This window comes from Pedobacter xixiisoli (assembly GCF_900215335.1).
GTDB classification, from domain to species: Bacteria; Bacteroidota; Bacteroidia; order Sphingobacteriales; family Sphingobacteriaceae; genus Pedobacter; species Pedobacter xixiisoli.
Genome location: NZ_OCMT01000001.1, coordinates 834604 through 860973 on the forward strand (window position 1 = coordinate 834604; position 26370 = coordinate 860973).

The following is a 26370-nucleotide window of genomic DNA, read 5'->3' on the forward strand; positions in this document are numbered from 1 at the left end:
TTCCAATTTTATTAATTGAACACATTATAGATTAAGGTTTAGACCAAAATTGAAAGTCTTTTGGATGGGATAGGCAGCGCCATTCGCACTTCCCAACTCCGGGTCCCAAAAATCAAACTTGCTCCATGTATGTAAATTGAGACCGTTAATATATAAGCGAAGTGTGTTTATTTTGAGTTTTTTTGTAAGCGATTTTGGAATGGTATAGCCCAGCTCTGCCGTTTTTAAACGGATATAACTGCCATCTCTTTGCCACCAGGTAGAAGACTGATAGTTGTTGGTGTTATCGCCAAAAGATAACCTCGGGAACAGTACATCCTGTCTTGGGTTTTCTGGTGTCCATCTATCTATTGCATTGATGTTCACGTTGCCATTTAGACCGCCAGCTTGAAAAGGAAACCATCCGGTACCACCTAGATTGAAGCTCGCACCGCCATTGCCCTGAAAGAATACAGATACATCGAAACCCTTGTAGGCTAAGGTAGTGCCAAAGCCATAAATAGACTCAGGCACCGACGGATTGCCGATAGCAATCGCATCAAATGAGTTCACCACCCCGTCATTGTTGTAATCCTGATATTTGATATCTCCTGGTCTGACGGTACCGAACTGCTGTTTAGGAGAATTGGCAATCTCATCCTGATCTTTAAATAAACCTAAGGCCACTAAACCAAATGGTTGATTGTATCGCTTGCCCACACGGTTTTGATAGGTGTACATATAATCGGGTTGATCGGTATTGATCAATTTATTGCGAGCAAAGGTATAGTTGCCTCTAAACGAAACATCGACTTGGCCCAGTTGTGCACGGTATTCTAACGTAGCTTCAAAACCTTTGTTTTCAAACTCGCCCAAATTTCCGAATGGATTATTTTGCAGACCTAAAATGGCTGGTAGGGCGGCACGTTGAAGAAATATGCCTTCGCGATGACGTTTGAATACATCGGCCTGTAAATTAAAGCCTTTCAGGAACCGCATCTCTAGGCCGAGATTAGTCTCTCTTTCACGTTCCCACGTTAGGTTGGCTCCCCATTGGTCTTCTCCACGTCCGCCAACTGCGGTATTGGCATCTATACCAAAGGTGTAACCTCCATTACCACCACCTACTGTTGTGAGATAAGCAAATCTTCGGCCTCCAATTTGGTCGTTACCTTTAATCCCGTAAGAACCTCTAAACTTTAAGTATTGGATGGCTTTGATATTATTCTTAAAAAACGGTTCTTCTGATACAATCCAACCTAAGGCCGCTGCGGGGAAGAAGCCAAAGCGATTGCCTTCTTGAAAATTTTCTGATCCGTTATAGCCTGCGCTCAGCTCTAGAAAATATCTGTTGTTGTAACCGTAAGACAACCTAGAGACTAAACCTTGCAATCTGAAAGGAAGAGAACTAATGGCATTAGTGGCGTCAGCATCTTGATAGTCTTGCTGGTTATAAAGTAAAAGACCTTTTACGTTATGTTTTCCAAAAGTACGGTTGTAATCGATATTGGCTTGTATATAGATACGACGGTTACCTCCTGAAGCCTTTGAAAAATTTAAATCTGCTTTACCTGTTACTAGTCTAGTTAAGATCAAGTTTCCCTGCGCATCTCTTCCAGTTGGAAAATATTTATCCACCTGATCGTTGTTTACCAGATAATTCCTCGTTTGGTTGATATTATGATAATTATAACCATCGAATGCGAATTTGGCTTGTGCATTTAAGCCTTTTACGAGTTTAGAGAAATCGTGTTTTAGGGTAAGGTCAGACTGAATGTTGTTTCTCCATTCTGTTCTAAATCCAGTTCCGGTTAACTGTCCATACGGATTAATCAAACTGCTGATACCGCCATAAACTGATTTAGATGGATCGGCGGGATCAGGATAAGTAGGAGAGTAGCCTATTGGTGTATTTTGTTGGATAGTATTCCAAATTGTTCCGCTAGCAGTTCCAGGATAGTTAGAGGTTATTAAGATGCCACCAAGACCCAAACTCAATTCCGTATATTTTGTTAGGTTCAGATCCACATTTGCACGGAAGTTGTAACGTTTTAGTTTTGCATTGGTATTGTAGGCATTCAAATTATCACCCCTCCAAATGCCATCCTCTTGGTAATATCCTGCCGAGACAAAATATTTAGCCATATCGCTACCACCAGTAATGTTCAAGTTAGCTCGTTGATTTGCAGCTCGATCTTTCAACATCATCTCCATCCAGTTCACATTCGGATACAGGTAAGGATCTTCACCGGATCTGTACTTTTCAATGATAGCAGGCGTGTAAGGTGATGCAAAACTAGGGTTTGTGGCTAGCTGCGCCTCGTTATACAGGGTTAGCCAAGTTGCACCGTCTACATATGATGGTAGCTGGGTAGGCTTGTTGGTGCCATTTTCCAACTTAAAACTGATGTTTGCTTTTTGCACTGCTCCTCGTCGTGTAGTTACTAAAATAACTCCATTGGCACCACGTACCCCATACACCGAAGTTGCAGCTGCATCTTTCAGTACCGAAAAGGTTTCAATCTCTTCAGGCTCGATGTTGCCCAACGGTCGTTCTACTCCGTCAATTAATACCAATGGACTGGCACCGGCACCAAAAGTGCTGATACCTCTGATCCAAAACTGAGCATCGTCATATCCAGGTTCGCCACCTCTTTGTACAGAGATTAGACCAGATACCTTGCCCGCCAAAGCGTTGGTGAGCGACCTTGGTGCAGCTTGTTTAACGTCTCTTACGTTTACCGTAGAAATAGACGCTACCAAACTTTCTTTCTTTTGTGTTCCGAAGGCTACAACTGCAACTTCATCTAAACTGCTAACATCCGGTTCTAAAATTACGTTAAGGTTTCTACGTGTATCAATTGCGATTTCTTGCGTTTTGTAACCTATGTATTTGAATATCAATGTTTCTCTGCCTGTATTAACATCGATCTTATAATTTCCAGATACATCAGAAACGGTGCTTCGGTCTGCACCTTTTACAATAACACCTACGCCTGGTAAAGGATCTCCTTTTTCGTCAGTAATTTTTCCCGTTACCTGCATGTCTTGAATGCGTTCGCTTTGGTTAGCAGGCAGATTAGCTTTAACATTTCTACTAAGATTTCGAATAACAATGACATCACCCGAAACTTCATAGCTTAGTTTCGTACCACTTAACAAACCTTTCAATACGTCTGAAAGCATTTTTTGTTGGTATTTTGCATTGATCTTGTTGCCAATGTCAATTAAATCGGCACTGTAAACAAAATTGAGTTGGTATTTCTGTTCCAGCTTATCGAGTATAGTCTTTAGCTCAACCCCAGTTTCGTTGAGACTTACCTTTCTATCCATGATAGGCTGTGCACTACTTTCTTTGGCAAAGGTTGTCCCTAATAGACAAAGGGCAATGATTAACTGTAAAAAACTTATTTTCATGATTTTTACGAGTAGAGGTTTATATTTCATACTTAGTTTTTAGGTTAATATTCAGTGTTAATTTGGCAATAGAAGCCTTAGCTCAGCCCTTGGCTAAGCGATAAAAGATGCGAATCGTTTAATAGGAAAGGCAATAAATGGATCATCCATACGCGAATATGGATTTCCCATTTCTTGGAAATTAGGAATCTCTGGTGTTCATAAGTTTAATTTGGTTTGTTTGGATTTATTGATGTTCTTTTTCGATGATGATCATGCCGTCTGGAAAGCTACAATCAGCATTGATAGCCTTACAGATTAACTTAACTTTCTCATCTAATGGTCTATCTGAGAGCGATGCGGTTATCTTCATATTTCCGTACATGTGCTTGTCGTATTGGATTTCCACACCGTAGGCCATTTCCAGTTTTTCGATAATTTCAGCTAATGGGGCATTGTGGAATGAGAAGGTTTTTTCGATGACGGGAGTACTTAAAGGAAGTGGCGAATGAAGCTGTTTCTTTTTAAATGACGTATTATGTTGCTGAAAGGTGAGTTCTTCGTTAGGAAGTAGAAACACTGACTTTTGTTGATTGATATCTTTATTCATGGATACACTTACTCTGCCTGTGGTTACAGACACTTTTGCATACTCATCATCGTCAAAAGCCTCTACAGAAAAGCTGGTGCCAAGAACTTTAGTGGTAATCTCTTTGGTTTGAACTAAAAACGGCTTGCTCTTATTGTGCGCTATTTCAAAAAATGCTTCTCCGCTTAGTTGTACGACTCTTTGCTTATCGTTAAAAACATTTGGAAAGGTTAACGTAGAGCCAGGCTGGAGTATGGCAAGGCTACCATCACTTAAGCGTACTATTTTTGGTTTATTAGAATTATTTTCGGCTTGATTTAGATTTTTTTCGATCGATATCTGCTGGTAGATACCTGTTGTGGTTTCATTTTTAACGATATATACCCACAAACCAGCTGAAATGAATAAAAGTAATATAGCTGCTACTTTTGTCCATGATTGCTTATAAATCTTAAGCCTTGGTTTATTTTGTAGCTCGCTTGTTCTTAGTGCTATTTCTGCTGACATTGAAGCAATTTCCTCATTAGATAGCTTGGTTTTAGGTAGATTGACAGTGATACCAGAAACAATGTTGAAAGCAATAGCAATGTTTTTTTGCTGTTCTGGATGTTCTAAAAGCCATTTATCCCAAAAATCAATACTTTCAGGTGTTCGTTCACGTACCCAAGTAATGAAAAAATCGTCATAGATGAAATCATTGACTTCGTAATTAGTGTAGTCGTTCATTTGATTTACTTTGGTTTAAGTAGATAAGCAATTGCTATGCTGATATTACCCTATTTCTTTAGTTTTATTTTTTAAATTATGTTTAACTGATTGATTTTCAGTTAAAATATTTTTTTTATTTTGGTTTAATACTGTTTTAACTGAATGGTTATTCTTCATTTTTTTAAGATAGGGAATACGTTTTCCGGATTTCATTAGCTAGCTATTATTTCATAGCTTTGAGTAGGTTAATATTCAGTGTTAACTCGCCAATCAATGACGCGAATCGTTGAAGGTAAAATAAAGGCCGTTGTACGCGAATACATCGGCCTTTTTTACATCTTTTTTTAAAGAAATTGATTTGCTATTGCTGAATAGGTAGAAAGTAAATGGCCAGTAAATAACTCCAATCTTTACGGAAATTATGATATGCTTTTTGAAGCAGGTTATGGACAGATTGCTTACTGATCTGCATAATAGTTGAAATTTCATCGAAGTTTAAATTTTCATAGAACCTTAGGTACATAATTTCACGCTGTCTACCAGGAAGCCGATTTAAAACACTTTTAATTCTTGAAGAAAGTTCTTGGGTTTCTAAATCGACGATTAATTGATGTTCGATATTAAACTCAACAGCGAACTGATAGTCTTCCTCTAGGGGCAGGTTTTTATTCCATTTAGGTGCTTCTCTAAAAATACGTAACCTCACAGACTTGAAAAGATACCATTTTATAGAATTGGTTCCATTAATGGAATTACGCCTATTCCAAAGTTCTATGAAGACCTCTTGTACGCAGTCTTTTACAAAATCGTGATCAGTGTATATCCTGTAACCATAATTGAATAATGAGTTGGAGTAGGTATGGATAAAATAAGCATAGGCCGTTTTGTCACCATTTCTAAAAAGGTTCCATAGCTCCATTTCCTTGCTGGTAGTCCTGCTGGTTTCCATTTGCAAGATTTTACCTGTTTAGTTTAAATAAGTTTGATGTCAGGGATTCAGTAAAATGAGAACTCTTTACAGGTGGGATAAACATCATTACTGCTGTTTTATAATCAGTAAATGATTTTATTACTTTTTTCATAATTGGGTTATGTTGGTTAGACTTAATCTCAAGGTAAGATAAAGATATGTCTACTAAACTGTTGAACCTTTGTACATAATTAAACCATTTCTGTACAAAATTTACCAATAGGACCAATTTATTAGCAATTATAAACTTTATAAAGTAAAGGTATCAGCCATCTGCCGCCTCGTTCTAGGGTTACTGGTCGTTGTTATTGTTTTGTGTTTTAGTTTGTGAAATTCATCGCATTGATTGTGACCTTTTTTCAACCCTTACATCTCATCGATTAGCTGAGATTAGACTTTTGACGGAGTTAAAATATATGTATACTACACAACTAATCGATGCCTTGATGATGTATTATAGACTTGATTTGCTTAACGATAAGGAATTTGAAGAGCTTTCGTGACAGATCTTGGAGATTGAAATAGATCAGAGAATCATCAATACAACTATATGCATAATTGGCCGTGGTAACTGCGGCAAAAGAACTATTCGTTACTTGACCAATTGCAAGAAAAGTTTGGAGTAACAACTGTTTGAAGTAAACTGACAAAAGTCCGCCATTTCAAAACACTTTATAGATAAAGGCTAGAAGAAAGAATGGATAATATAGTCCAGTATTCTTCAAATAAAGGTCTCGATATATGAAGGTTATATGTTTGATATCGAATTGATAGTGGTGAGTAGAAATTATGATTTTTTAAATGTGGTCACGCAACTCGCGTTTCTTTCATAATAAATTCTAAATTAATTCCCAAGTTTTTGGTTCAAAGCTTGTACGCTAAATGTTATAAAAATTTTTTAAGATTGAATCATCTGATAATTTTCTGATTATTTTAAAAAATCTTTTGACCTTAACTCCTTCACTATTGGCTCGATAAGCCGCAAAAAAGTTTTCTAGGTACTGAAGGTATTTCTGTTGTACTGTACTTGGAGAATTAGTCGTGCACTAATTCTAACCTTACCTGGTGGAACGTGTATTGATCATTTGAAGGATCGTCTGAATGATTGTGGTGTTAAAGAAGTTTTAATCTTGAAAAGTTTACTAAAACTCTGAGAATGGCTAAAACCCAATCCATAGGCGATTTCACTAACGGAAAGATTAGTTGTCGACAACTTTTCCTTTCCTGCTGCTATAATCTTGTCATGGATATGTTGTTGGGTATTTTGTCCAGTGAAGATCCGCAGCATGTTGCTCAAATAACTTTTCGAAACCCTAAGCTCATCTGCGACAAACTGGACTGTGGGAAGCCCTTTTGTAATCAGGTCATCCTGATCGAAATAACCATTTAACAGTTTTTCGAGACGTTCCAAGATCTGATGGTTGGCTTTTTCCCTGATAAGGAACTGGCGGTTGTAGAAACGCTCAGAATAATTTAGCAGGGTTTCCAGATGTGAGATAATGATCTGTTTACTAAAATTGTCAAGGTTAGTTTGGCACTCTTGAAGGATGTTTCCGATGATCCCATTGAGGATAGCCTCTTCTTTCCCAGAAAGAAATAGGGCTTCGCTTACAGAGTAGCCAAAAAAATCAAAGCGTTTGATCCCCTGTGCAAGTGACGTATTCCAAAGGAAATCCGGATGGACCAGCAGTAGCCAGCCAGCCACTTCTGGACTGTCTTTAGCCGAGAGACTGAATACCTGTCCGGGTGCCATAAAGAACATAGTTCCTTTATCAAAATCATATTCCTGCTGCCCGTATCTGAGACTGATATTCAAACTTCGTTTGATACAAATAGAATAAAAATTAATAACGGTGCTCTGGATAGTCTGGCCCGCGGGGACATTCTGCAGATCTACTACGCTTATCAAAGGATGCTGAGGTTCTGGGAAGCCTCGTAAACGATGATATTCACCAATCGTTTTAATTCTGTCGTCTGTCCTCATATTATTTCCAATAAATCGATGACAAACTTTCGGGAAGGGCAGCAAGCTCCTCTTCCGAGATATTTCGTACTCCCGTACGCTCATATTCCATCTTAACCATATGGACAAGATAGGAAAAACGTAGCAAGTGGACTGCGAATGATAGCTGCCGTTCGCTGGATAGGTGGTATGTGATGCTCGTGTTTGGAACATATCTGTGCTTTTGTACCAAATCTTTTTTCAACAATTCTGCCTTTACCTGCTCGGTGAAGGCAATGTCGAGATCCCCGTTCTGGTGTATATGTCCAAATTCCTCGCCAAGGAATAAAAATGTTTTTGCATCAAAATCGCCCGTTCTTACATTTGTATCATCCCATTGCAAAACAATACTTTCCAATTGGGTTATGATTTGATATTTATCCATTACTCAGCTAATTATTATCTTTAGTACGTTACTAAATAGGTATTCTGGAAGGATGCTAATGCTATGCCAAGTAACTACTTGTCTATTAATATTGAATTTCTTTTACCGCCCTTTCCAGATACATGTTCCAGAACTTATTCGCCAAAATCCTTGGTGAGTGGGTATCGCTATCCGGCTGGATAGCATTATTGACGGTCAGGGTACCTACATAGATTTCTTCACTTCTGAGCACATCGTGCAACTGGAAACTGAGATTTCTTAACGCGGCCTTACCGAGCGACAAAGAACCAACCTTTGGATTGGGATGGATGGCCAAGCCTCCACCCGTGATGAGAACCGCACCGTTAGCTTCTTTCAACTGCTGGTAAACCGTCTTTACTGCATGAAAGGCGTTCGCAACTGTAATCTTGAAATCATTGACCAAATCTTCTGTTTCTTCCTCAATGATATTTTTATATTTCATTGCCGCTGCATTGTAAAACAAAACGTCCACACTCCCAAGTTCAGATGCTAGTTTAGATATCGCCATCTCTAATTCCCCTGTATGGTAAGCATCGGCTCTGGCATACATTGCCTGTATTCCCATACTTTTTAGGTTTTCAACCTGTGATTTTAGTTTTACCTCACTTCGACTGATGAGTCCTATATTAAAATTATGTGCCGCAAACTTTTCCGCAACTCCCCAACTCAGATTGGGGCCCGCTCCGATGATGATGATATTCTTTTTCATTGCTAATTATTTGAATTATGTTACAAAGATGCAGCGTTAAATTAGTGCAGATGTTACCATATCCACTATTTTTGTAGCCAAAATGATGTTGACCCCAACCATTTAAAGTAGCTGCGCTTACTTTCTCGATAGCAATACTTTAATTTTCCCTCGATGGTAGTTATGCAAAATCGTCGAGAATGGGTAGTAGCTTAGGTTTAGGTAATTAATTTAGGCTCAAACTGACTATTCCCGCAAGAATGAGAATACTCGCCACAATCCTTTTCTTGCCATCCCTTTCGTTTAGGGCGCTTGATCCCATGAACACCCCGATCAGGATGCTGGTCTCTCTTGCTGGAGCAATGACAGAAAGCGGAGCAAGTTCGAGCGCTTGCAACACTAGGATATAGGCAGCTGGACTGAGCAGTGCAATTCCGAGGATACTCCATTTATGTTCCCTGAGGTCCCTTTTAATGTTGCTAGCTTTGCCTATAACGAAAGGTAAGAGTAATAGAATGCTGATTGCATTTGAAGAAAAGGTAAGTTGCATCGGTGAAAGGTGGTAACTTTTGATCGCAATGGCATCGTTAAGCGTATAAAGTGCGATGAGCAGGCCGGTAAGCGTTCCCCATAAGATACCAGCTTTTAGCTTATTGTCGTCATTGGAGAATTGGAAACCGGTAATGACCAATACACCGGCAAGGATGAGGAATAATCCGAGGCCGATATGATAGCTGAAAGCTTCCTTCAGGATAAAAATTGCGCCGATGGAGGAGAGTAAAGGGCCAGAACCTCGTGCAGTGGGGTATACCACTGAGAGGTCGGCTTTGCGATAGCCGGTTTGTAGGGTCAGGAAATAGGCGATGTGGAGAATGGCGCTGCTGACGGAAAACCATACCAAAGGCTCTGTGAAACGTAAATCACTCGATTGGTAGATGAGTATAGGAGAATAAATGACGGTGCTGGCAATATACATGAGCCATATGAAAGGTACCTTTCCATTTGCTTTTTTGGAAATAAAGTTCCAAACTGCATGTAAGACTGCGGCACTTAGAACTAAAAATAGTACATATGAAGTCATTATTCACTCAGATAAATTGAAAATAAGGGTGTTAATTAATGTCTGGGCACATCCCCAAAAGATTAGCCGCTAGGGTTAATTCAATACTCTCTTGAGACTATCATAGGTATATCGATTTCTTATCTCTTTATTCAAAGATAAAAATTAAGCAATCAAGAGTACAACAAATTACATTTAGTTTACGGCAAGTCGGTCTTTATAAGTCTGAAAGTTTATTACTTTTGTTAAAATGGAAAATAAGCATTCAGGAACTGTCGGCGTAAAGAAAATTGCCCAGTTGGCGAAGGTCTCTATCGGCACTGTAGATCGCGTACTGAATAATCGGGTAGGAGTTTCGGAGAAAACAAAAGCTAAAATCCTGAAGATCATCGAAGAATTGAATTATCAGCCCAATATCTTTGCTAGAAGGTTGGCTTCTAAGAAAAAGCTTCGTTTTGCTACATTAATTCCTAAAGTATCAGAAGAAACCAAATATTGGGAAGCTCCTTTAACTGGGATCTTACAAGCGGCGGCAGAAATCAAGGATTTTGGTATTGAAGTAATTCCTTTCTTTTTCGATCAAAATAACAAGACCACATTTAAAGAAAGTACCAGTAAAATAAACGCCGAAGAATTTGATGGCGTATTAATGGCCCCAATGTTTGAGGACGAAAGTATTGCTTTTATTGAGCAATGTAATGTAAAAAAAATCCCTTTGGTGTTTATCAACTCGGATATTCCTGGTCATGATAACTTGTGTTACATTGGGCCAAATCTATACCAGAGCGGTTATTTGTCTGCTCATATCGTTAATTATATTTCGCCAGCTAATAAAAAAACATTGATTGTAAATATCTCCAGGGAAATAGACTTACACCATCACTTGCTGCGTAAAGAAGAAGGCTTTAGAAACTATTTTGAGGAAAGTGGTAGTACTAATGAATTGACGAAAATTGATATTCAACAAACTGGATACGCACATATACAGCAAAAATTAACGGAGCAGCTAGCAAAGGATAACTACGATGTAGTGTTTGTAACAAACTCTAGAGTTTCTACAGTCGCAAAATATTTCGAAGAGAATAATATCAAGGATGTTAAATTAATTGGTTACGATTTTCTGGAAGAAAATATCAACCATTTAAAAAATAAAACCATCGATTTCCTAATTTGTCAAAAGCCGCAAGAGCAGGGCTACAGAGGTTTAATGAGCCTTTATAATCATTTGGTACTGCACTCAACCATAGAAAAAGAGCAGTTCATGCCAATTGATATCATCACCAAAGAAAATTATCAATATTACAGCAACTAGGCTTGTTTTGCCTAGTGAAAATGTTAAATAAGAATTTTTTTCCTTAAAAATTTGCATGTAAAATAATTATTTATAATTTCGTGTACGTTACCGTTAACCAAATATAACTTTACTATATGTTTTGTATGTATAAAGGCGTAGCCTAATTACATAAAATATATAAATATTAACTATTGTATCATGTTAAAGCATCACGGGTTTTTAAAAACTGTCAATGTATCAACAAAGCAGTTTTCATCTTTTTTAAATTTTCATCAAAAATCCACTTTAGAAAAATTGGCTGGCCTTTTCCGCATTAGATTCCTAGAATTTCTAAAAAATGAACTAATCCTACACAAAGAGAAGGGGATTTATTATTTTAATCGATTCAATGAGGCATTATTTATATTTAGAAATATGTCCCATCAAAACAGGAAGTTAGTTCATGTACATATTTTAGATACGATAACAAATTTTGAAAGAAAATGGTAATCATATATTTTTTCAACAAATAACGTGTACGTACACGTAGAAATACAACCTAAACCATAACCAAATAATGAAAAAAAACAGACTATTCAATTTAATGCTGATGGTATTGCTCGCCATTGTTTTTAATGCTTTCTGTGTAAAGGATGCTGCAGCTAAAAACCATCGGCTTACTGCCCAACAGCAATTTTCGGTAGTAGGGACCGTGACCGATGACAACAACTTCAAAACCGCTGGTGCGACAATCCTTAACAAGAAGACCAAACAGGCAGTGGTATCAAACGTGGACGGGGGCTACAGTGTTAGGGCATCCAATGGTGATACCATACAGGTAAGGATGACAGGATATGCTACCCAGACATTCGTCGCCAGGGACACCAGGAAAAGGGTGGACATTTCACTGAGGGAGGATATCCAGATGTTAAAAGCGGTAGAAGTTAGAACTGCCCTTGATATTAGGAGAGGCGAGAAGGAATTAGGTTATTCGGTTACACAAGTTAGCGGCGATGATATCAATAAGGCGAAAGAGACCAACATTATGAATTCACTGTCGGGTAAGGTTGCAGGTTTGGTTATTAATAGTGGTGCCGGTGGACCGGCAGGTTCATCTAGAGTGGTAATCAGAGGTGCAACGAGTATTACTGGAAATAACCAGCCTTTGTATGTAATAGATGGTATTCCGATGGATAATTCTAACTACGGGCAGGTAGGAAGTGATCAATTTGGCGGTGGCGTGGATATGGGAGATGCGATATCAGCTATCAATCCAGATGATGTAGAAACCATTACGGTATTAAAGGGCCCAGCGGCTACCGCTCTATACGGAAGTTTGGCAGGTAATGGCGTCATCTTAATTACCACTAAAAAAGGGACTAACAATAAAGAGTTGGGTATTGACTTCAACAGTACAAATACGATAGAAACACAATTGACAAGGTATGACGATGTACAATATTTGTACGGGCAAGGTAGAAGCCAATTAATACCTTCAGATCAGGCTCAGGCTTTTAACAGTTTGTTCGTGAATTTTGGTGCAAGATTAGATCCAAACGTAACTTATGTTGGTTTTGATGGCGTAACCAGACCTTATGCACTGGTTGAAGATAACATCCAAAACTTTTTCCGTACTGGTTCTTCGTTCAACAATACCGTCGCTTTATCTAGTTCAACAGAAAAATCTAGTTTCCGATTTTCTGCAGCAGACTTAAGATATCAAGATATTGTACCTAAAAGTGATATCCGTAGAAATACCTACACATTTACAGGTCGCTCAAAATTTGGAAATAAATTAACATTTGATGTAAGAGCTACCTATTTAAATGAAGATGTAAATAACAGAGCTGGATTAGGCGACTCTCCATCTAATATAGGCATGAACTTTAATGGATTGGCCAATAACATTGATCAGGCATTGTTTGCAACTAATTACAAAAATGCACAGGGCGATTACCTGGATTGGGGAGGTGGCCAGTATCGTTTAAATCCATACTGGGTAATTAACGAAATGTATAACAAAACACACAAAGACAGGTTTACTGGTGCACTTAATGCCACTTATCAATTTACCAAGGCATTTAGCCTTAATGCTAAAGCGGCTACCGATATCACATTTTTAGACTATGAAAGTTATAGACCTAGAACTACACCTGGAGCGTTAGGTGGTCAGCTTGATCAAGTTAATCAACGTTACACTACAAACCAAGTAGAGGTTTTGGCAAGCTATACCAAACAAGTAAGCAAAGATTTCAATGTTTCTGCTAGGCTAGGAGGAAGTATTAACGATCGTATTCGTAAAGGAACCAACTCTTCGTTCTCGAATATGATTGTGCTAGATGCCATCAGCGCTACTAGTTACTTAGATAAAGTAGTAATACCTAATGACATTCCTCGCCAAATTAGATCGGTATATGGTTTGGCAACAGTAGGTTATAAAAACTATTTATTCTTAGATATGTCGGTTAGACGAGATCAATCATCTACATTACCAGAAAGCAACAATTCTTACACTTATCCATCGGCCGCTTTAAGTTTTGTATTTACTGATGCATTTAAAATTAAAAGCGATATCCTTTCATTTGGTAAGTTGAGATTTAACGTAGCAGAGGTAGGAAGTGATACTGACCCATTTTTGTTAGATCGTTACTACACACTTAACCAACTTACCTTTAATGGTTCATTGAATGGTAAAATTTCATCGAGAGTAATACCTCCACTAGATTTAAAGCCAACGAGAACAAGATCTTATGAAATAGGTACCAACATGAAGTTTTTCAAAAACAAGATCAACTTTGATGCAACTTATTACAATTCTGACTCTAGAGATCAAATCAACATTGTACCGGCGCCAATTTCTTCAGGATATCCTCAACAGTTGATCAACGCAGGTGTGATTTCTAACCAAGGTATCGAATTGTTGATTTCTGGAAGTCCGCTGTCTAGTAAAAGTAAGGTAAAATGGGATATGAGTGTAAACTTCGCCAGAAACGTGAGCAAAATTAAATCTCTATCTGATCGTGTGGGTGATCACCTTAGTTTGTCAGAAGCTCGTTGGGCAGGTTTACGTGTGGTGGCTAGACCTGGAGAGCAGTACGGAACATTAATGGGCTACGACTTTTTGAGAGATCCTAATGGTAATGTAGTTTTAAACGCTACGAATTTACTTCCAATTATAGATCCGAATATGAAGGTATTGGGTAAAGGCGTGTTCGATTGGACAGGTGGTTTTACCAGCCGTGTTTCTTACAAGAACTTTAGTGTAAATGCGGCAATCGATGTAAAATATGGCGCTGATTTGTTCTCTATGACTAACCTATTTATGCATGCCAGAGGATCAGCATTGGCAACCCTAGAGGGTAGAGCAGAGTGGATTTTATCTGAAGAACAACGTTTAGGCGAAAAGAAAACAGCAGCACAATGGCAGGCCGAAGGTAGAGTAAGGGGCTATGTTCCTAAAGGTGTAGTAAATACCGGAACAGCGACAAATCCAGTATATACTGAAAATACAAGAGCAATAGACCCTACAAATTACTGGCAAACCTTTATTACGGATGGTTCTAATATTGCTACGCCATTTATATATAAAGCTACTTATGTGAAACTTAGAGAGCTTACGCTAACCTACACATTAACTCCAGCTTTTAGTAAACAATTAGGATTAAAAGGTGCTTCACTCGGCTTAGTAGCTAGAAATCCATTTATCCTCTACAAAGATGTACCCAACGTAGATCCAGATTCAAATTATAACAATAGTAACGGACAAGGATTGGAGTATGGTTCACTGCCAACGCGTAGAGGATTTGGTTTTAACCTAAATGTGAAATTCTAAGGATGTTATAAAATAATGTGTTGCACATTAATAATGATAAAAGATGAAAAAAATTAAATATATCTTATTGCTTACGTTGGGCTTAAGTACCATAGGATGCAAGAAATTTGGTGATATGAATACGGACCAAACTAGGTCTACTTCTCTAGATCCTGCTGCTCAGTTGATGTATGCGCAGGTATATTTCTCAGGAGATTTAGGTATTCAAGAGCGATCAAGTTATTTTATGCTCATTCCCATGATGCAACAGTTTGCTGGTGCGTTCAACATGAGTTTTGGTGCAGTGTATAAAAAAACACCAAGTTATTTATGGAGAACATTTGACGAGAGTTATGCAAATGATGTTCTAAACATTGTAGATGCAGTAGATCGTACCAATGGAGTTGCAAACAAAACAAATTTGAATGCAATGGCCCGCATTATGAAAGTATATACGTTTGCCCGCTTAACTGATTTGTACGGAGATATTCCTTATTTTGAAGCTGGTAAAGGATATGATGGTACAATTAGACCAAAATATGATGCCCAAAAGGATATTTATAATGATTTTTTCAAAGAACTAGCAGTGGCCTCGGCTCAACTAGATCCTTCAAAAGACCAAGTGCCAAACGAATATTTCTATAAAGGCAACATTACAGCTTGGAAAAAATTTGCCAACTCTCTTCGTTTACGATTAGCGTTGCGTTTGGCAAAAAGAGATCCAGAGAAGGCGAAAACAGAGATTCAGGCAGCTTATACTGCTGGTTTATTTACTAGCAATGCAGATATCTGTATGACTAGGCATGAGAATATCCCTAATAGCTACCAAGATCAAAGACCTAACGGAATATCTGCAGCTTGGAACGTTAAAAATGAAATGGGACGTGTGGTAAATACTTTCTTGAGTGCTTTAACCACTACCAATGATCCACGTGTAAACGCTTTAATTAGATGTTACAAGGAATTTAACCCAGTTGCGCCTACAAGATTTTTAGAAAGAGAAGACATTACCGCACAGGTGAAAGCTAGAATAGGTTTGGTAGGAGCGGTTCCGGGTGCCTATAACTATGATAACGTATTAAGTTCGGCAGCAATTACTTTAGCTGATGGTAGCTCTTACACCCCTAGAAGTATTGATTTGAAACCGCAACTTAATCACAATTTATTAAGAAATGATGCGCCTTTCTTCCATATTACTTACGCAGAAGTAGAATTGTTGCTGGCAGATGCTACACAACGTTTTGGATTAAACTTAGGCGGAACAGCTCAAGATCACTACTACAAAGGTGTAGAAGCTGCAATGCAACAATTGAGCTTGTATCCTAACGGCCCAGTAATTACAGCTACAGAAATCAATAACTTTAAAACTGCCAATCCATTAGTTGCTGGTACCGAACTACAACAAATCAATACTCAAATATGGATTGCCTTGTTGCTAAACGGCAATGAGACTTATTCTAACTGGCGTAGGAGTGGATATCCAATATTAATTCCATCGCCAAATAGCGAATCTGTATCGCAGACCATTCCTAGAAGATATGAATATCCAATATCTGAGAAGCAACAAAACACAGTTAACGTAAATGCTGCTATCCAAATTTTGGGCGGAGATGACTGGAATAAACGTGTGTGGTGGGATCAAGAATAATTGATTTAGACAATCTGATAATCGATCAAAAATTAAAAAAGTAGACAGTTGATACCGTTAGAATGGTGTCAACAACATTGAATATAAATCTTAAACAGATGAAAAAGATTAAATTATTAGTATGCATCCTGCTTTCGCTCAGCTTGTTTGCAGGTTGTAAAAAAGATGAGGTAGCAGAACAGGAAAAGAATAATGTTTTTACACCGAGAATTCTTGGAGGAGACATTGCGGCATTATTTCCAACCTCAGACTCTCCCCAATTATTAGATGTGGGAACAGAAATAGATTTTTCTCCAGTTCAATTCTCACCGTCGGGAAAGGTAAACGTGGTTTGGAAAGTAAACAATGTAGAAGTAGCCACTGGCGAAAAATATAAATACAAAGCCACTACAGCTGGAGAGCAGCGAATAAAAGTGGAAGCAACTTATAACGGAACTACGGTTAGCAGGTACAAAGATGTGATCGTATTGGGCCCGTCAACTGGAACTTTTACACCTAAAACTTACACGAAAGTGGTAATGCCTTATGTTTCGGCTACGTCAACTATTTTACAAATCAGAAACAACATTAAATGGGATAAAGTAACTCACGTAGCTTTAAAAGGAGCAACTGTTAATTTGGCTGGAGAATTGACTTTTACAGATTATACCACTTCACGAAGAGGGGAATATTTATTGCAAAAAGCGCATGCAGAAGGTGTACCGGTATTGCTGGGTGTTAGCGGTACTTTATCTGCGGATGGTTGGAACGTTTACAATAGCAATGATTTCGGAGCTAGATTGGCAAATGCTACTAGCAGAGAGACTATTGCTACATCACTAGCGAATTTTGTTACTAATAATAAGTTGGATGGGGTTGAAGTAAGGATGTCTGACGTTGGTAATGATGTAGAAGCAACTTTTCAGGCTAATATCCAAGCTCTTGGCGCTTTCGTAGATCGCTTGCGTGCTTTATTGGGTGCTCAGAAAATCATTACGGTTTCTGTGGCTTCTCCAACTTTAACAAGAGCAACAGGCTTATATTCTACATGGGTGGTTTCTAAATATGTACCTGCTCATTTCAATAATGCCAATTGGATTAACGTTAGGGCTTATTCTCAATCAGGTTATTGGGGCGGTACAAACGTAATCGGTCAACCTTCTAGTTACGAATTAATGGAAGCTGGAGTTAATTATTGGAAAGCAAGAGTGCCTGTAAATAAATTGGTAGTTGGTATGTCTGCTTTGGGAATTAGGCATTTACAAACTTCAACCATCAATGGAAACCTGGTTAATAATGGTTGGACAAATACATTCTTTGACTTTATGCCATACCGAGATATCATTGCCCAAGATGCTACTGCCTCGACAAAAGATAACAGTACAGCTATTGCAAGAGGTGTTTATTATAATGGCATACCTACCATTACACGTAAAGTACAATTGCTAAAAACTGAGAATGTTTTAGGTGCTTACTTGTGGGCCGGCGAGAATGACACTGTAGACGAAGCGACTTCACTAATAGGAACAATTTCAAAAACCATACAATAATGAAGTCAGCAAAGATTTTAATAACCTTATGTTTAGTGCTTGTTGCTGAACTGTCTATTGCCCAATTTAAGGTAGTGGGCTACATCTGGTCTAGAAAAAACATGGTTCAAGATTTGAAAAAAATTGACCTTGATAAAATTACGCACCTAAACATCGCATTTATTAACCCTACACCAGAGGGAGATTTTAAGGATGTGCCTGGTTTAGATACCGTTGTGCAAATAGCGCATCAAAAAAATATAAAAGTTTTGATGTCTTGCGGTGGTGGTAGCAGTCATGCTTATTATGCAAAACTACTCACCGAAAAATACAGAAAAGATCTCGTTAAAAACTTTATTAAAGTAGTAGATAAGTACGATTTAGATGGTGTAGATATAGATCTTGAGGGAGATGATATTGATGTGAACTATGAACCTTTTGTAGTTGGATTGCGCAAGCCTTTAACCAAAAGGAAAAAGCTGTTAACTTCTGCAGTTGCTTGGTGGACTAGAGGTCGTATCACTGACGTGGCATTGGCGCAATTCGATTTTATCAATATCATGGCTTATGATAAAACGGGTCCGTGGAAACCTGAAGTGCCTGGACAGCATGCACCTACTTCGTATGCGGAAGACCATTTAAATTATTGGCATAAGGAGCGAGGTCTTAAAAAAGAAGCCTTAAACGTTGGTCTGCCTTTTTATGGCTACGGATTTGGAGAATTGCCAAGCAAAGACAGAGCATTTAGACAGATTTCTTGGAACGATGTAGTAACCAAATATGCGGATAGAATGGATTACGACGAAATTGTTTTACCAGATAATGGAGGAACCTTGTACTATAACGGAAAGAAAACCATCAAAGAGAAAACCGAGCTAGCGGCAAAACAAGGCGGTGGCGTAATGATTTGGCAACTGCTATATGATAGCTTCAATGAACATTCGCTGCTAAATCTAATTAACAATACCTATAAAAATCAAACCACTACAGGTAAATAAGATTTAATATGAAGCTTCCTTTCTACTTATTCTTTACGTTAATGGTGTGCCTTTTCGCTTGCAAAAAGCAAAAAAAGGAAGAGGTATTACCTCCGAGGGAAGATGTAGTTGAGGAAACCTTTCTGCCCAAAAAGCAGGATTTTAAGGTAGTAGGTTATATTTGGTCTAGAGCAAGCATTGTAGATGATTTAGCAAAAGTAGATTTTGATAAGATTACGCATTTGAATATAGCTTTTATCAATCCTGACCCAGCATCGGCCACTTTTGCAGATATGCCAGCTTTAAATACTGTTGTAAAGACGGCACATCAAAAAGGTGTGTATGTAATGCTTTCCTGTGGTGGTGGTAGTCCTCAAAGGTATTATACCGATTTGCTAAACACTAAACGACCTGCTTTGGTCAAAAACTTTATCGATTTTGTTGATAAATATAAGTTAGATGGGATTGATGTTGATTTAGAAGGCGATGATATTGATGCCAACTACGAAGCATTTATTACCGAGCTAAGAACGCCATTAACAGAACGCAAAAAGCTACTTACTTCTGCAGTTGCCTGGTGGACTAGAGCAAGAGTGACCGATAAAGCATTGAAATCTTTCGATTTCATTAACATTATGGCTTATGATGCCACTGGTCGTTGGGACTTGACTAACCCTGGTCAGCATTCTACTTTCGCTTATGCGGTACAGCATTTAAATTACTGGCATTCGCAACGTGGTCTAGATAAAAAGAAGCTAGTGTTAGGTGTTCCGTTTTATGGCTATGGCTTTGGAACCTTATTTAACAGCAGTGCTTCGTTGGCTCAAATGTCCTGGCAAACGGTTCAGCAGAATTATTCTGATTGGGTAAACGTAGATGAAATCCCTTTTCCAAATAATGGAGGTACTTTTTACTACAACGGAAAAAATACCATTAAAGCAAAAACAGAATTGGCTGTAAAAGATGGAGGGGGGATTATGATATGGCAATTGCTTTATGATAGTACAAATAGTCATTCGCTTTTAACACTAATTGATAAAACTCACAGAGAAGCAACGAAATAATATTCGATGGTTAGCTGTAATAAACCAGTAATTATGAAGAAGACACTCAATTTATTAAGCTTGTTGCTTATTGTATTTATGTCCTGCAAAGGAGATAAAAGTATAATGCCCGAAGAGGAAGAAGTTGTAAAGAAACAAGCTAGCGTTAGCGTAAGGGCAGGTAGCCCTTTTGATATCAATGGCAGATTAACATTATTAGGCACCAACATCGTTAATAAAAATGGTGCTGCCATTCAGTTACGCGGTATGAGTACGCATGGTCTGCAATACAGGGGCAATTGCTACAATGAAACATCATTAAACCTTTTAATGCATGGATGGGGTATCGATATTTTACGTATCTCGATGTATATACAGGAAGGTGGTTACGAAACTGACCCCCTTCGCTTTACCAATTTTGTAGACGAATTAGTGGAAAAATGCTATAAAGAAGGTGTTTACGCATTGGTGGATTTCCACATGCTGGATCCCGGAGATCCAAATTACAATACAGAGCGTGCTAAAGTTTTCTTTGAGCACATGTCTAAAAAACATGCAAGCAAGGGCAATGTCATCTACGAAATATGTAACGAGCCAAACAACAAGCAATATGAAGTTACTTGGCCAATCATTAAAAATTATGCAGACCAGATTGTTCCTATCATTAGAAATAACGATCCTCAGTCTATCATCATCGTTGGCACGCCAGAGCATGCGTCGCGACCAGATTTAGTAATAGGTAACAAGTTGGCTTTCGAAAATATCATGTACACCATGCATTTTTATGCGGCAGACAAATGGAGTGCTAACCATCAAGGTAAGAGAATGGGTTATGTTTCTAAAGCAATTGCCAATGGTGTACCTGTATTTGTAACCGAATTTGGAACTCAAGATGGTTGGGGCGATGGCGCCAACGATTTCGTAATGTCTGCCAAGTGGTTGAAGTTTATGGAAGAGAGAAAAATTTCGTGGTGTAATTGGAATTATTCTGATAGTCCGCTTACTGGTGCCGCTTGGAAAACAGGTACTTGCCCAAATGGACCGTGGACCGATGATAACTTAAAAGAGGCAGGTAAGTGGATTAGAACTCAAATAAGTACACCAGCAGATAACTGGACTGGAAATTACCTTGCATGGAATTGGGAATACAATTTAGCCTCTGGCACTGGGACAGGCAGTAGTTTAAATGCTACATCGACTGTTCAAGTTTCAGAGTCTAAAGTGGGTACTCCAGGTTTTTTACCTTACCCCGCTATTGGTGCAGCAAGAACAGTTGTGGCAGCCAACGCCGGTGCAGGTTTCAATCTTAATAACGGCGTGCTAGCTATGGGTGCAAGTAATGGTACGGCTCCCAATAAATTCTCGCTCTATGACATTGCGGGGTCGTCAACTTTGGTTAATTTATCTTTCAAATTATCATTTAACAATAGTGTAAGCGGTACGGCAATTTTAGCTATAGGTGGTGGAGAAGGAAATCTGTTCAAAGGCAATGATGCTTATGCAAATAGTAAGCAGGATGGTGTTTTTACTGCAATTAGGTTTTTGGTTGGTACTAATTCATCAAATGCTCAATATAGATACTCAGATGGAACATCTTATGTACACAGATCTCACGATGTGGATGTTTTCCCTAGGACAGGCGATTTGAACTTCGAGGTGTATTGTAACAACACGGGAAATCCGAGAGTGTATCAAAAAGCGGGTGCAAGCTATACGTTACCTGCCGCATCGTTTCATATGTATGTAAATGGAACAGCTGTTAAATACAGCGGCTCACAAGACATCGCTTCAACAGGAGAGTTACTGCCTTATATGCCAATTGACGCTTTCATGTTGTCTGGTGCAAACAGCACGGGTAATACCTTAAATTTTTCAGTAAGCAACATTAAAATCAAATCATTAATAGGAAACTAAACTAACTAAACAACAAAACATGAAGACAAAATTTTTAACGTTAGCCGTTTTGGGCTTGGCTATAACAGCAGCAAAAGCACAAACTTATGGCACTTGGAAAGGTTCAAAAGAAGCTACATCTTGGACTTATGATTTAAACACAGGCACTGGTTCTGGTAAGAAATTCAACTCAGGTTCTGAGGTGAAAACTTCTGAGTCTAGCAAAGAGAAACCTGGTTTTTTACCGTATCCTGCTGTTGGAACGGCTAGGATAGTGGTAGCACCATCTTCGGGTTCAGGTTTCTCTTTAAATAAATCCGTAATCAATTTCGGTGCAAGCAATGGTGAAGCTCCAACCAAATTTTCAGTAACCGATATTCCCCAGTCGGCACCAGTTGGTAGTTTATTTTTCACTTTGTCTTTTAACGATGGAGTAAAAGGTACCGCAGTTTTGGCTTTCGGAAATTCACAAACAAGTATTTTTAAAAATGCCGCTGCTTATAATAACAGAAAACAGGAAGGGTTATTTGGCGCCATAAGGTTTATTGTGGGTAGTACATTTACCAATCCAGAGCATAGAACTGCCAGTGGTTCTTCTTATGTGCACAAAGCTTACGATGCCGATATCTTCGATAAAAGTGGAAACCTTAACATAGAGATTTACAGCAATAACTCAAAAGAAGAACAATCTTTTACACGTAAAGGAAACATTTATACTTTACCAGCGCAGACATTCAAAATTTTTGTAGGCGATAAGACCTTGAAATTTAATGGTTCAGAGAATTTACCTGCAACTGGAGAACTAGATCCTAATATGGCTATCGATGCATTTATGCTATCTGGTGCTAGCAGTGCAGAAAATACCTTGAGTTTTTCTATCAGCAACATAAAAGCAGGAACGCTAGCGGCTAATTAGCCGATCAATACTTAAACTCTAAACCAATTATTATGAAATTAAAACTTCTACTATCTACAAGTCTGCTTTTAGGAGCAGCATATCTTGCCAAGGCACAAACTTATGGGCTATGGCAAGGTGCAGCGCAAGCTACATCGTTCGATTATGTACTTTCGGGCAACGCAACATTTAGTAATGGACCTTCTATAAATTCGTCTGTTTCCTCACAAGCTACACCAGGTTGGTTACCCGCACCGTCTGGTACGGCAAAAGCACGTATTGCTACTGCTGCAGGTGCTGGTGCCGATATTACATTAGCTGGGTCGGTACTTACTTTAAATGCGAGTAAAACCAATGAGCCTAATAAAGTTGCTCTATACGACGTCCCAAATGCAACGGCTGTAACAAGCATTTTTTTCGATTTGTCTTTTGATGGTGGAACTCAGGGAACCGCGGTAATTGGATTTGGAAAAACCAATGACATCTTTACGGATAATAATCCACTAATCAACGCATCGGCTGCAGGTATTTTTGGAGCTTTAAGGTTTACAGTAGGTAACAGCAATAGTAATTCTGGTGTACGTTTAGGTACTTTCAGTTATGCTGCGCCATCGCCAGAGGTTTTTCCAAAAACTGGTACAATTAATGTCGAGGTTTACTGTAATAATACAGCTTTGGCTAAAAGCTACGCTAGGGGAGCAACGAATTATTCATTGCCGGCCAGGTCTTATCACATTTACGCTAACAATAACGCGGTTAATGCATCAGGCTCTGTTAATTTAACCACTACTGGTGAATTAGCTGTTGATCAAAGTATCAACGCAATTCTATTTGCAGGAACCAGTAGTGCGTCTAATACTTTGAAATTTGCTGTAAGCAACATCAAATTCGGTTGGATACCGCAAAACGTACTTCCGGTAGAATTAAGTGCTTTCACAGGTAAAAAAGTAAATAATGGCGCACAATTGAACTGGACTACCTCGTCAGAAAAAGACAATGCTTACTTCGATGTTTTAAGAGCTTCAGAAGATGGTGTTTTCAGATCAATTGATAAAGTAAGCGGTAAAGGAACTACTAACGGAAACAGTAATTATCAATTTGTAGATCAAAACCCCTTAAATGGAAATAACTACTACAAAATTAAGCAAGTAGATCAAAATGGCGATAGCAAAGAGTATGGTCCGGTAACCGTAGGTTTTGATCTGACAACAAGCAAATTAGCAGCCTTTGTAAACGCAGGTCATCATTTGGTACTTACTTATCAAGCTGCCGAAAATGCCAATGCAGATATCACTATTGTTGACTTAAACGGGAAGAAATTGATTTCTCAAAAAGTAAGTTTAACGAAAGGTTTAAACCAAGCAAAGCTTGATGTAGGTGCCTTACCTAAAGGATTGTATGTGGTTAGAGTTGGATCGAAAGGAAAAGGTAGTACTGCGAAATTTATAAAGTAGCATAAAGATATCAGTATAATGGTGAAGGTCTTAGACGCAATCGGGGGATGTAAATCTGAGACCACATTATACTGTTTTGAACTAATAATTTTAGTGTTTGATTGTTTTAAACCCATTGTCTAAATAACATCTCAATTTTAAGTCGACAGGTTTAATTAAATAAGAAGTGGTAATGAAAGTAAATGTACTGAGCTTGGTTGTATTAGTAGCTTTGTCTTTGGGTGTGATAGTAAATGTCAACGCCGGCAAGCCAGTTATTGTCAGAGAGTTTCCTATAAAAGGTTTCCATCTCGATTTAAGGATACAGGCGATGAAAATGCCCGCATTAAAGGCATTTGCGAACAAACTGAGTCAAAATGGTATTAATACCTTGGTAATGGAGTGGGAGGCAACCTATCCCTATGAAAAACATGCCGTAATTTCTAATAAATATGCTTACAGCAAGGCTGAAGTTAAATCTTTCATCGCTTATTGCGATTCGTTAAAGATTGATGTTATTCCCTTACAACAAAGCTTCGGTCACGTAGAATATATACTTAAACATTATCGCTATAAAGATTTAAGAGAAGATCAAAAAGATTATTCTCAGGTAAATCCTATTAAAGAAGAGCAGTGTAAAGCACTATTTGCAGATTTGTTTGCTGATATGGTAAGTACACACAAATCGCCATATTTCCATATTGGTGGCGATGAAACTTATTTGCTGGGACGTTCGAAAGAATCCAAACGCAAAGCTGATTCGTTAGGTATGGGTCGTTTATATGGCGATTATATTAAAATGCTCTGCGAATTGGTAGTTAGTTTGGGTAAAAAACCTGTCGTTTGGGCGGATATTGCCTTAAAATATCCAGATGCTTTAAAATCATTACCAAAACAAACCATTTTTATTGATTGGAATTACGGTTGGGAGTTAGACCGTTTTGGCGACCACAAGAAATTGATGGAAAGTGGTTTTGAAATTTGGGGTTCACCCGCGATCAGAAGCCATCCCGACAATTATTTCTTAACGGATTGGGCAAAGCACTTCAATAACATCAAAACATTTATTCCGCAAGGAAAGGAATTGGGCTATAAAGGAATGGTGATGACTTCTTGGTCAACTTCGGGTATCTATACGCAAATTGCAGAGTCACATAGCGATTTCATCGATTTACATGCCATCAGAAGAGTTTACCCAATATCGGGCTTTAACTTATTAATCGATGGTTTTTTTAATGCTGTTTCTTCAGAAAAACCATTTCAGCCTAATGAGTTCGTAGAGAAATATGCAGCAGATAAATATGGCTTTAGCAAAGCCGATGCAAAAACATTTTGGAATGCCTTAAAAATAGCTCCTTACGAAATAAATCAAGGTAAAGTGAACAAGCCAAACTTTACAGTAAAACAGTTAGCTGACAGTGCTTTACTTTCGCTAAATACCTTAAAGCAGTTAAAACCTGCAAAAAACAAAAATGAATTTAGCCACTACACGCTCATGTCTAATATCCGTTACAACTATTTGGTAACAATCGAAGTAGAGGTTGCTTTAAATCAAACAACTTTTAAACTAGCAGATGCTAACGGACTACTACAGAAATTGACTGCATTAAACACAGTAGAGGTAGATCAGCAGTTTAAGGAGTTAAATGCTGATTTGTTGCACGATAAAGAAATTGACGAAGAAACAAGATTAAGGAATTTTAGATACCTAGACCTTCTTGTGAGATTAAATAAAATTAAATAAGCTATAGCAACATACCATGCCGACACAAAATAACATCGTTCAGGTTTCATCACTAAGTAAAAAAGATACGCTTATTTCTATTTCACTGATAGGAGTGCTGTTTTTTATATTCGGTTTAATATGATGGCGTTGGCCGATGTTCCATTGTTGGATGCTGTTAAAATGGCTAGTGCTACGCCTGCTAAAATCTTGAATATTCAGGATAGGAAGGGGGAGTTGGTGAAAGGTAAAGATGCCGATATCGTAATTTTTGATGATGAGATAAATATAGATACCACTATGGTTAAAGGGAACGTGGTTTATAGTAAGGATAAGATAAAAATTTAAGGGGAACCACTAAGACACGA

The 26370-nt window shown here is 38.3% G+C and carries 18 protein-coding genes; 11 read left to right on the forward strand and 7 right to left on the reverse strand.

Features of this window, described 5'->3' with window-relative positions:
* Window positions 1–24: 24 nt before the first annotated feature.
* The 7 genes from CRO54_RS03330 to CRO54_RS03360 form a co-directional block, all read right to left on the reverse strand.
* Entirely contained in the window at window positions 25–3396 is a 3372-nt protein-coding gene (locus CRO54_RS03330; protein WP_179747329.1) for a TonB-dependent receptor, read from the reverse strand.
* A gap of 226 nt (window positions 3397–3622) precedes the next feature.
* Window positions 3623–4690: a FecR family protein gene (locus CRO54_RS03335; protein WP_097128681.1), complete on the reverse strand. Its 1068-nt coding sequence runs from the start codon at window positions 4688–4690 to the stop codon at window positions 3623–3625.
* A gap of 343 nt (window positions 4691–5033) precedes the next feature.
* Entirely contained in the window at window positions 5034–5621 is a 588-nt protein-coding gene (locus tag CRO54_RS03340) for an RNA polymerase sigma factor (RefSeq protein WP_097128684.1), read from the reverse strand.
* Window positions 5622–6723: 1102 nt separating this feature from the next.
* Window positions 6724–7626 carry a helix-turn-helix domain-containing protein gene (locus tag CRO54_RS03345; RefSeq protein WP_097128687.1) on the reverse strand — a complete coding sequence of 301 codons (903 nt, stop codon included), beginning with the start codon at window positions 7624–7626 and terminating at the stop codon, window positions 6724–6726.
* Between the two features lies 1 nt (window position 7627).
* Entirely contained in the window at window positions 7628–8029 is a 402-nt protein-coding gene (locus CRO54_RS03350) for a luciferase domain-containing protein (RefSeq protein WP_097128691.1), read from the reverse strand.
* A gap of 85 nt (window positions 8030–8114) precedes the next feature.
* Window positions 8115–8759, reverse strand: a complete 645-nt coding sequence (locus CRO54_RS03355) for an SDR family NAD(P)-dependent oxidoreductase (protein WP_097128693.1) — start codon at window positions 8757–8759, stop codon at window positions 8115–8117.
* A 205-nt stretch (window positions 8760–8964) separates the two neighbouring features.
* Complete coding sequence (locus tag CRO54_RS03360) at window positions 8965–9819, reverse strand: DMT family transporter (protein WP_097128696.1); 855 nt, start codon at window positions 9817–9819, stop codon at window positions 8965–8967.
* Window positions 9820–10048: 229 nt separating this feature from the next.
* On the opposite strand from CRO54_RS03360, the gene CRO54_RS03365 reads away from it, so the two are divergent.
* The 11 genes from CRO54_RS03365 to CRO54_RS03420 all read left to right on the forward strand — a co-directional run bounded on the left by CRO54_RS03365 (window position 10049) and on the right by CRO54_RS03420 (window position 26350).
* Window positions 10049–11110, forward strand: coding sequence for a LacI family DNA-binding transcriptional regulator (locus CRO54_RS03365; protein WP_097128699.1), 1062 nt, complete (start codon window positions 10049–10051; stop codon window positions 11108–11110).
* A 538-nt stretch (window positions 11111–11648) separates the two neighbouring features.
* The gene (locus tag CRO54_RS03375; RefSeq protein WP_097128705.1) at window positions 11649–14903 is read left to right on the forward strand and encodes a SusC/RagA family TonB-linked outer membrane protein; all 3255 of its coding nucleotides are present in this window, start codon (window positions 11649–11651) and stop codon (window positions 14901–14903) included.
* A gap of 43 nt (window positions 14904–14946) precedes the next feature.
* Entirely contained in the window at window positions 14947–16530 is a 1584-nt protein-coding gene (locus CRO54_RS03380; protein ID WP_097128707.1) for a SusD/RagB family nutrient-binding outer membrane lipoprotein, read from the forward strand.
* A 98-nt stretch (window positions 16531–16628) separates the two neighbouring features.
* The gene (locus CRO54_RS03385; protein ID WP_171047813.1) at window positions 16629–18059 is read left to right on the forward strand and encodes a glycosyl hydrolase family 18 protein; all 1431 of its coding nucleotides are present in this window, start codon (window positions 16629–16631) and stop codon (window positions 18057–18059) included.
* Window positions 18059–19036 (forward strand): glycosyl hydrolase family 18 protein, encoded by a 978-nt coding sequence (locus CRO54_RS03390; protein ID WP_097128713.1) that lies wholly within the window; start codon window positions 18059–18061, stop codon window positions 19034–19036. Before CRO54_RS03385 ends, CRO54_RS03390 begins: the two co-directional genes overlap by 1 nt.
* An 8-nt stretch (window positions 19037–19044) precedes the next feature.
* A complete protein-coding gene (locus CRO54_RS03395) occupies window positions 19045–20079 on the forward strand; it encodes a glycosyl hydrolase family 18 protein (protein ID WP_097128716.1) in 1035 nt (344 codons plus the stop codon).
* A gap of 33 nt (window positions 20080–20112) precedes the next feature.
* Window positions 20113–21972, forward strand: coding sequence for a glycoside hydrolase family 5 protein (locus CRO54_RS03400; RefSeq protein WP_171047814.1), 1860 nt, complete (start codon window positions 20113–20115; stop codon window positions 21970–21972).
* A gap of 19 nt (window positions 21973–21991) precedes the next feature.
* Window positions 21992–22867: a hypothetical protein gene (locus CRO54_RS03405; RefSeq protein ID WP_097128722.1), complete on the forward strand. Its 876-nt coding sequence runs from the start codon at window positions 21992–21994 to the stop codon at window positions 22865–22867.
* Window positions 22868–22899: 32 nt separating this feature from the next.
* Window positions 22900–24300, forward strand: coding sequence for a T9SS type A sorting domain-containing protein (locus CRO54_RS03410; RefSeq protein ID WP_097128725.1), 1401 nt, complete (start codon window positions 22900–22902; stop codon window positions 24298–24300).
* Window positions 24301–24472: 172 nt separating this feature from the next.
* Window positions 24473–26023 (forward strand): beta-N-acetylhexosaminidase, encoded by a 1551-nt coding sequence (locus tag CRO54_RS03415; RefSeq protein ID WP_097128727.1) that lies wholly within the window; start codon window positions 24473–24475, stop codon window positions 26021–26023.
* Window positions 26024–26146: 123 nt separating this feature from the next.
* Window positions 26147–26350, forward strand: coding sequence for an amidohydrolase family protein (locus CRO54_RS03420; RefSeq protein WP_205943944.1), 204 nt, complete (start codon window positions 26147–26149; stop codon window positions 26348–26350).
* Window positions 26351–26370 lie beyond the last annotated feature (20 nt).

Coding starts and splice junctions, on each gene's coding strand:
- CRO54_RS03330 (WP_179747329.1), bottom strand. CDS start 3,396: ATGAAAATAAGTTTTTTACAGTTAATCATTGCCCTTTGTCTATTAGGG.
- CRO54_RS03335 (WP_097128681.1), bottom strand. CDS start 4,690: ATGAACGACTACACTAATTACGAAGTCAATGATTTCATCTATGACGAT.
- CRO54_RS03340 (WP_097128684.1), bottom strand. CDS start 5,621: ATGGAAACCAGCAGGACTACCAGCAAGGAAATGGAGCTATGGAACCTT.
- CRO54_RS03345 (WP_097128687.1), bottom strand. CDS start 7,626: ATGAGGACAGACGACAGAATTAAAACGATTGGTGAATATCATCGTTTA.
- CRO54_RS03350 (WP_097128691.1), bottom strand. CDS start 8,029: ATGGATAAATATCAAATCATAACCCAATTGGAAAGTATTGTTTTGCAA.
- CRO54_RS03355 (WP_097128693.1), bottom strand. CDS start 8,759: ATGAAAAAGAATATCATCATCATCGGAGCGGGCCCCAATCTGAGTTGG.
- CRO54_RS03360 (WP_097128696.1), bottom strand. CDS start 9,819: ATGACTTCATATGTACTATTTTTAGTTCTAAGTGCCGCAGTCTTACAT.
- CRO54_RS03365 (WP_097128699.1), top strand. CDS start 10,049: ATGGAAAATAAGCATTCAGGAACTGTCGGCGTAAAGAAAATTGCCCAG.
- CRO54_RS03375 (WP_097128705.1), top strand. CDS start 11,649: ATGAAAAAAAACAGACTATTCAATTTAATGCTGATGGTATTGCTCGCC.
- CRO54_RS03380 (WP_097128707.1), top strand. CDS start 14,947: ATGAAAAAAATTAAATATATCTTATTGCTTACGTTGGGCTTAAGTACC.
- CRO54_RS03385 (WP_171047813.1), top strand. CDS start 16,629: ATGAAAAAGATTAAATTATTAGTATGCATCCTGCTTTCGCTCAGCTTG.
- CRO54_RS03390 (WP_097128713.1), top strand. CDS start 18,059: ATGAAGTCAGCAAAGATTTTAATAACCTTATGTTTAGTGCTTGTTGCT.
- CRO54_RS03395 (WP_097128716.1), top strand. CDS start 19,045: ATGAAGCTTCCTTTCTACTTATTCTTTACGTTAATGGTGTGCCTTTTC.
- CRO54_RS03400 (WP_171047814.1), top strand. CDS start 20,113: ATGAAGAAGACACTCAATTTATTAAGCTTGTTGCTTATTGTATTTATG.
- CRO54_RS03405 (WP_097128722.1), top strand. CDS start 21,992: ATGAAGACAAAATTTTTAACGTTAGCCGTTTTGGGCTTGGCTATAACA.
- CRO54_RS03410 (WP_097128725.1), top strand. CDS start 22,900: ATGAAATTAAAACTTCTACTATCTACAAGTCTGCTTTTAGGAGCAGCA.
- CRO54_RS03415 (WP_097128727.1), top strand. CDS start 24,473: ATGAAAGTAAATGTACTGAGCTTGGTTGTATTAGTAGCTTTGTCTTTG.
- CRO54_RS03420 (WP_205943944.1), top strand. CDS start 26,147: ATGGCGTTGGCCGATGTTCCATTGTTGGATGCTGTTAAAATGGCTAGT.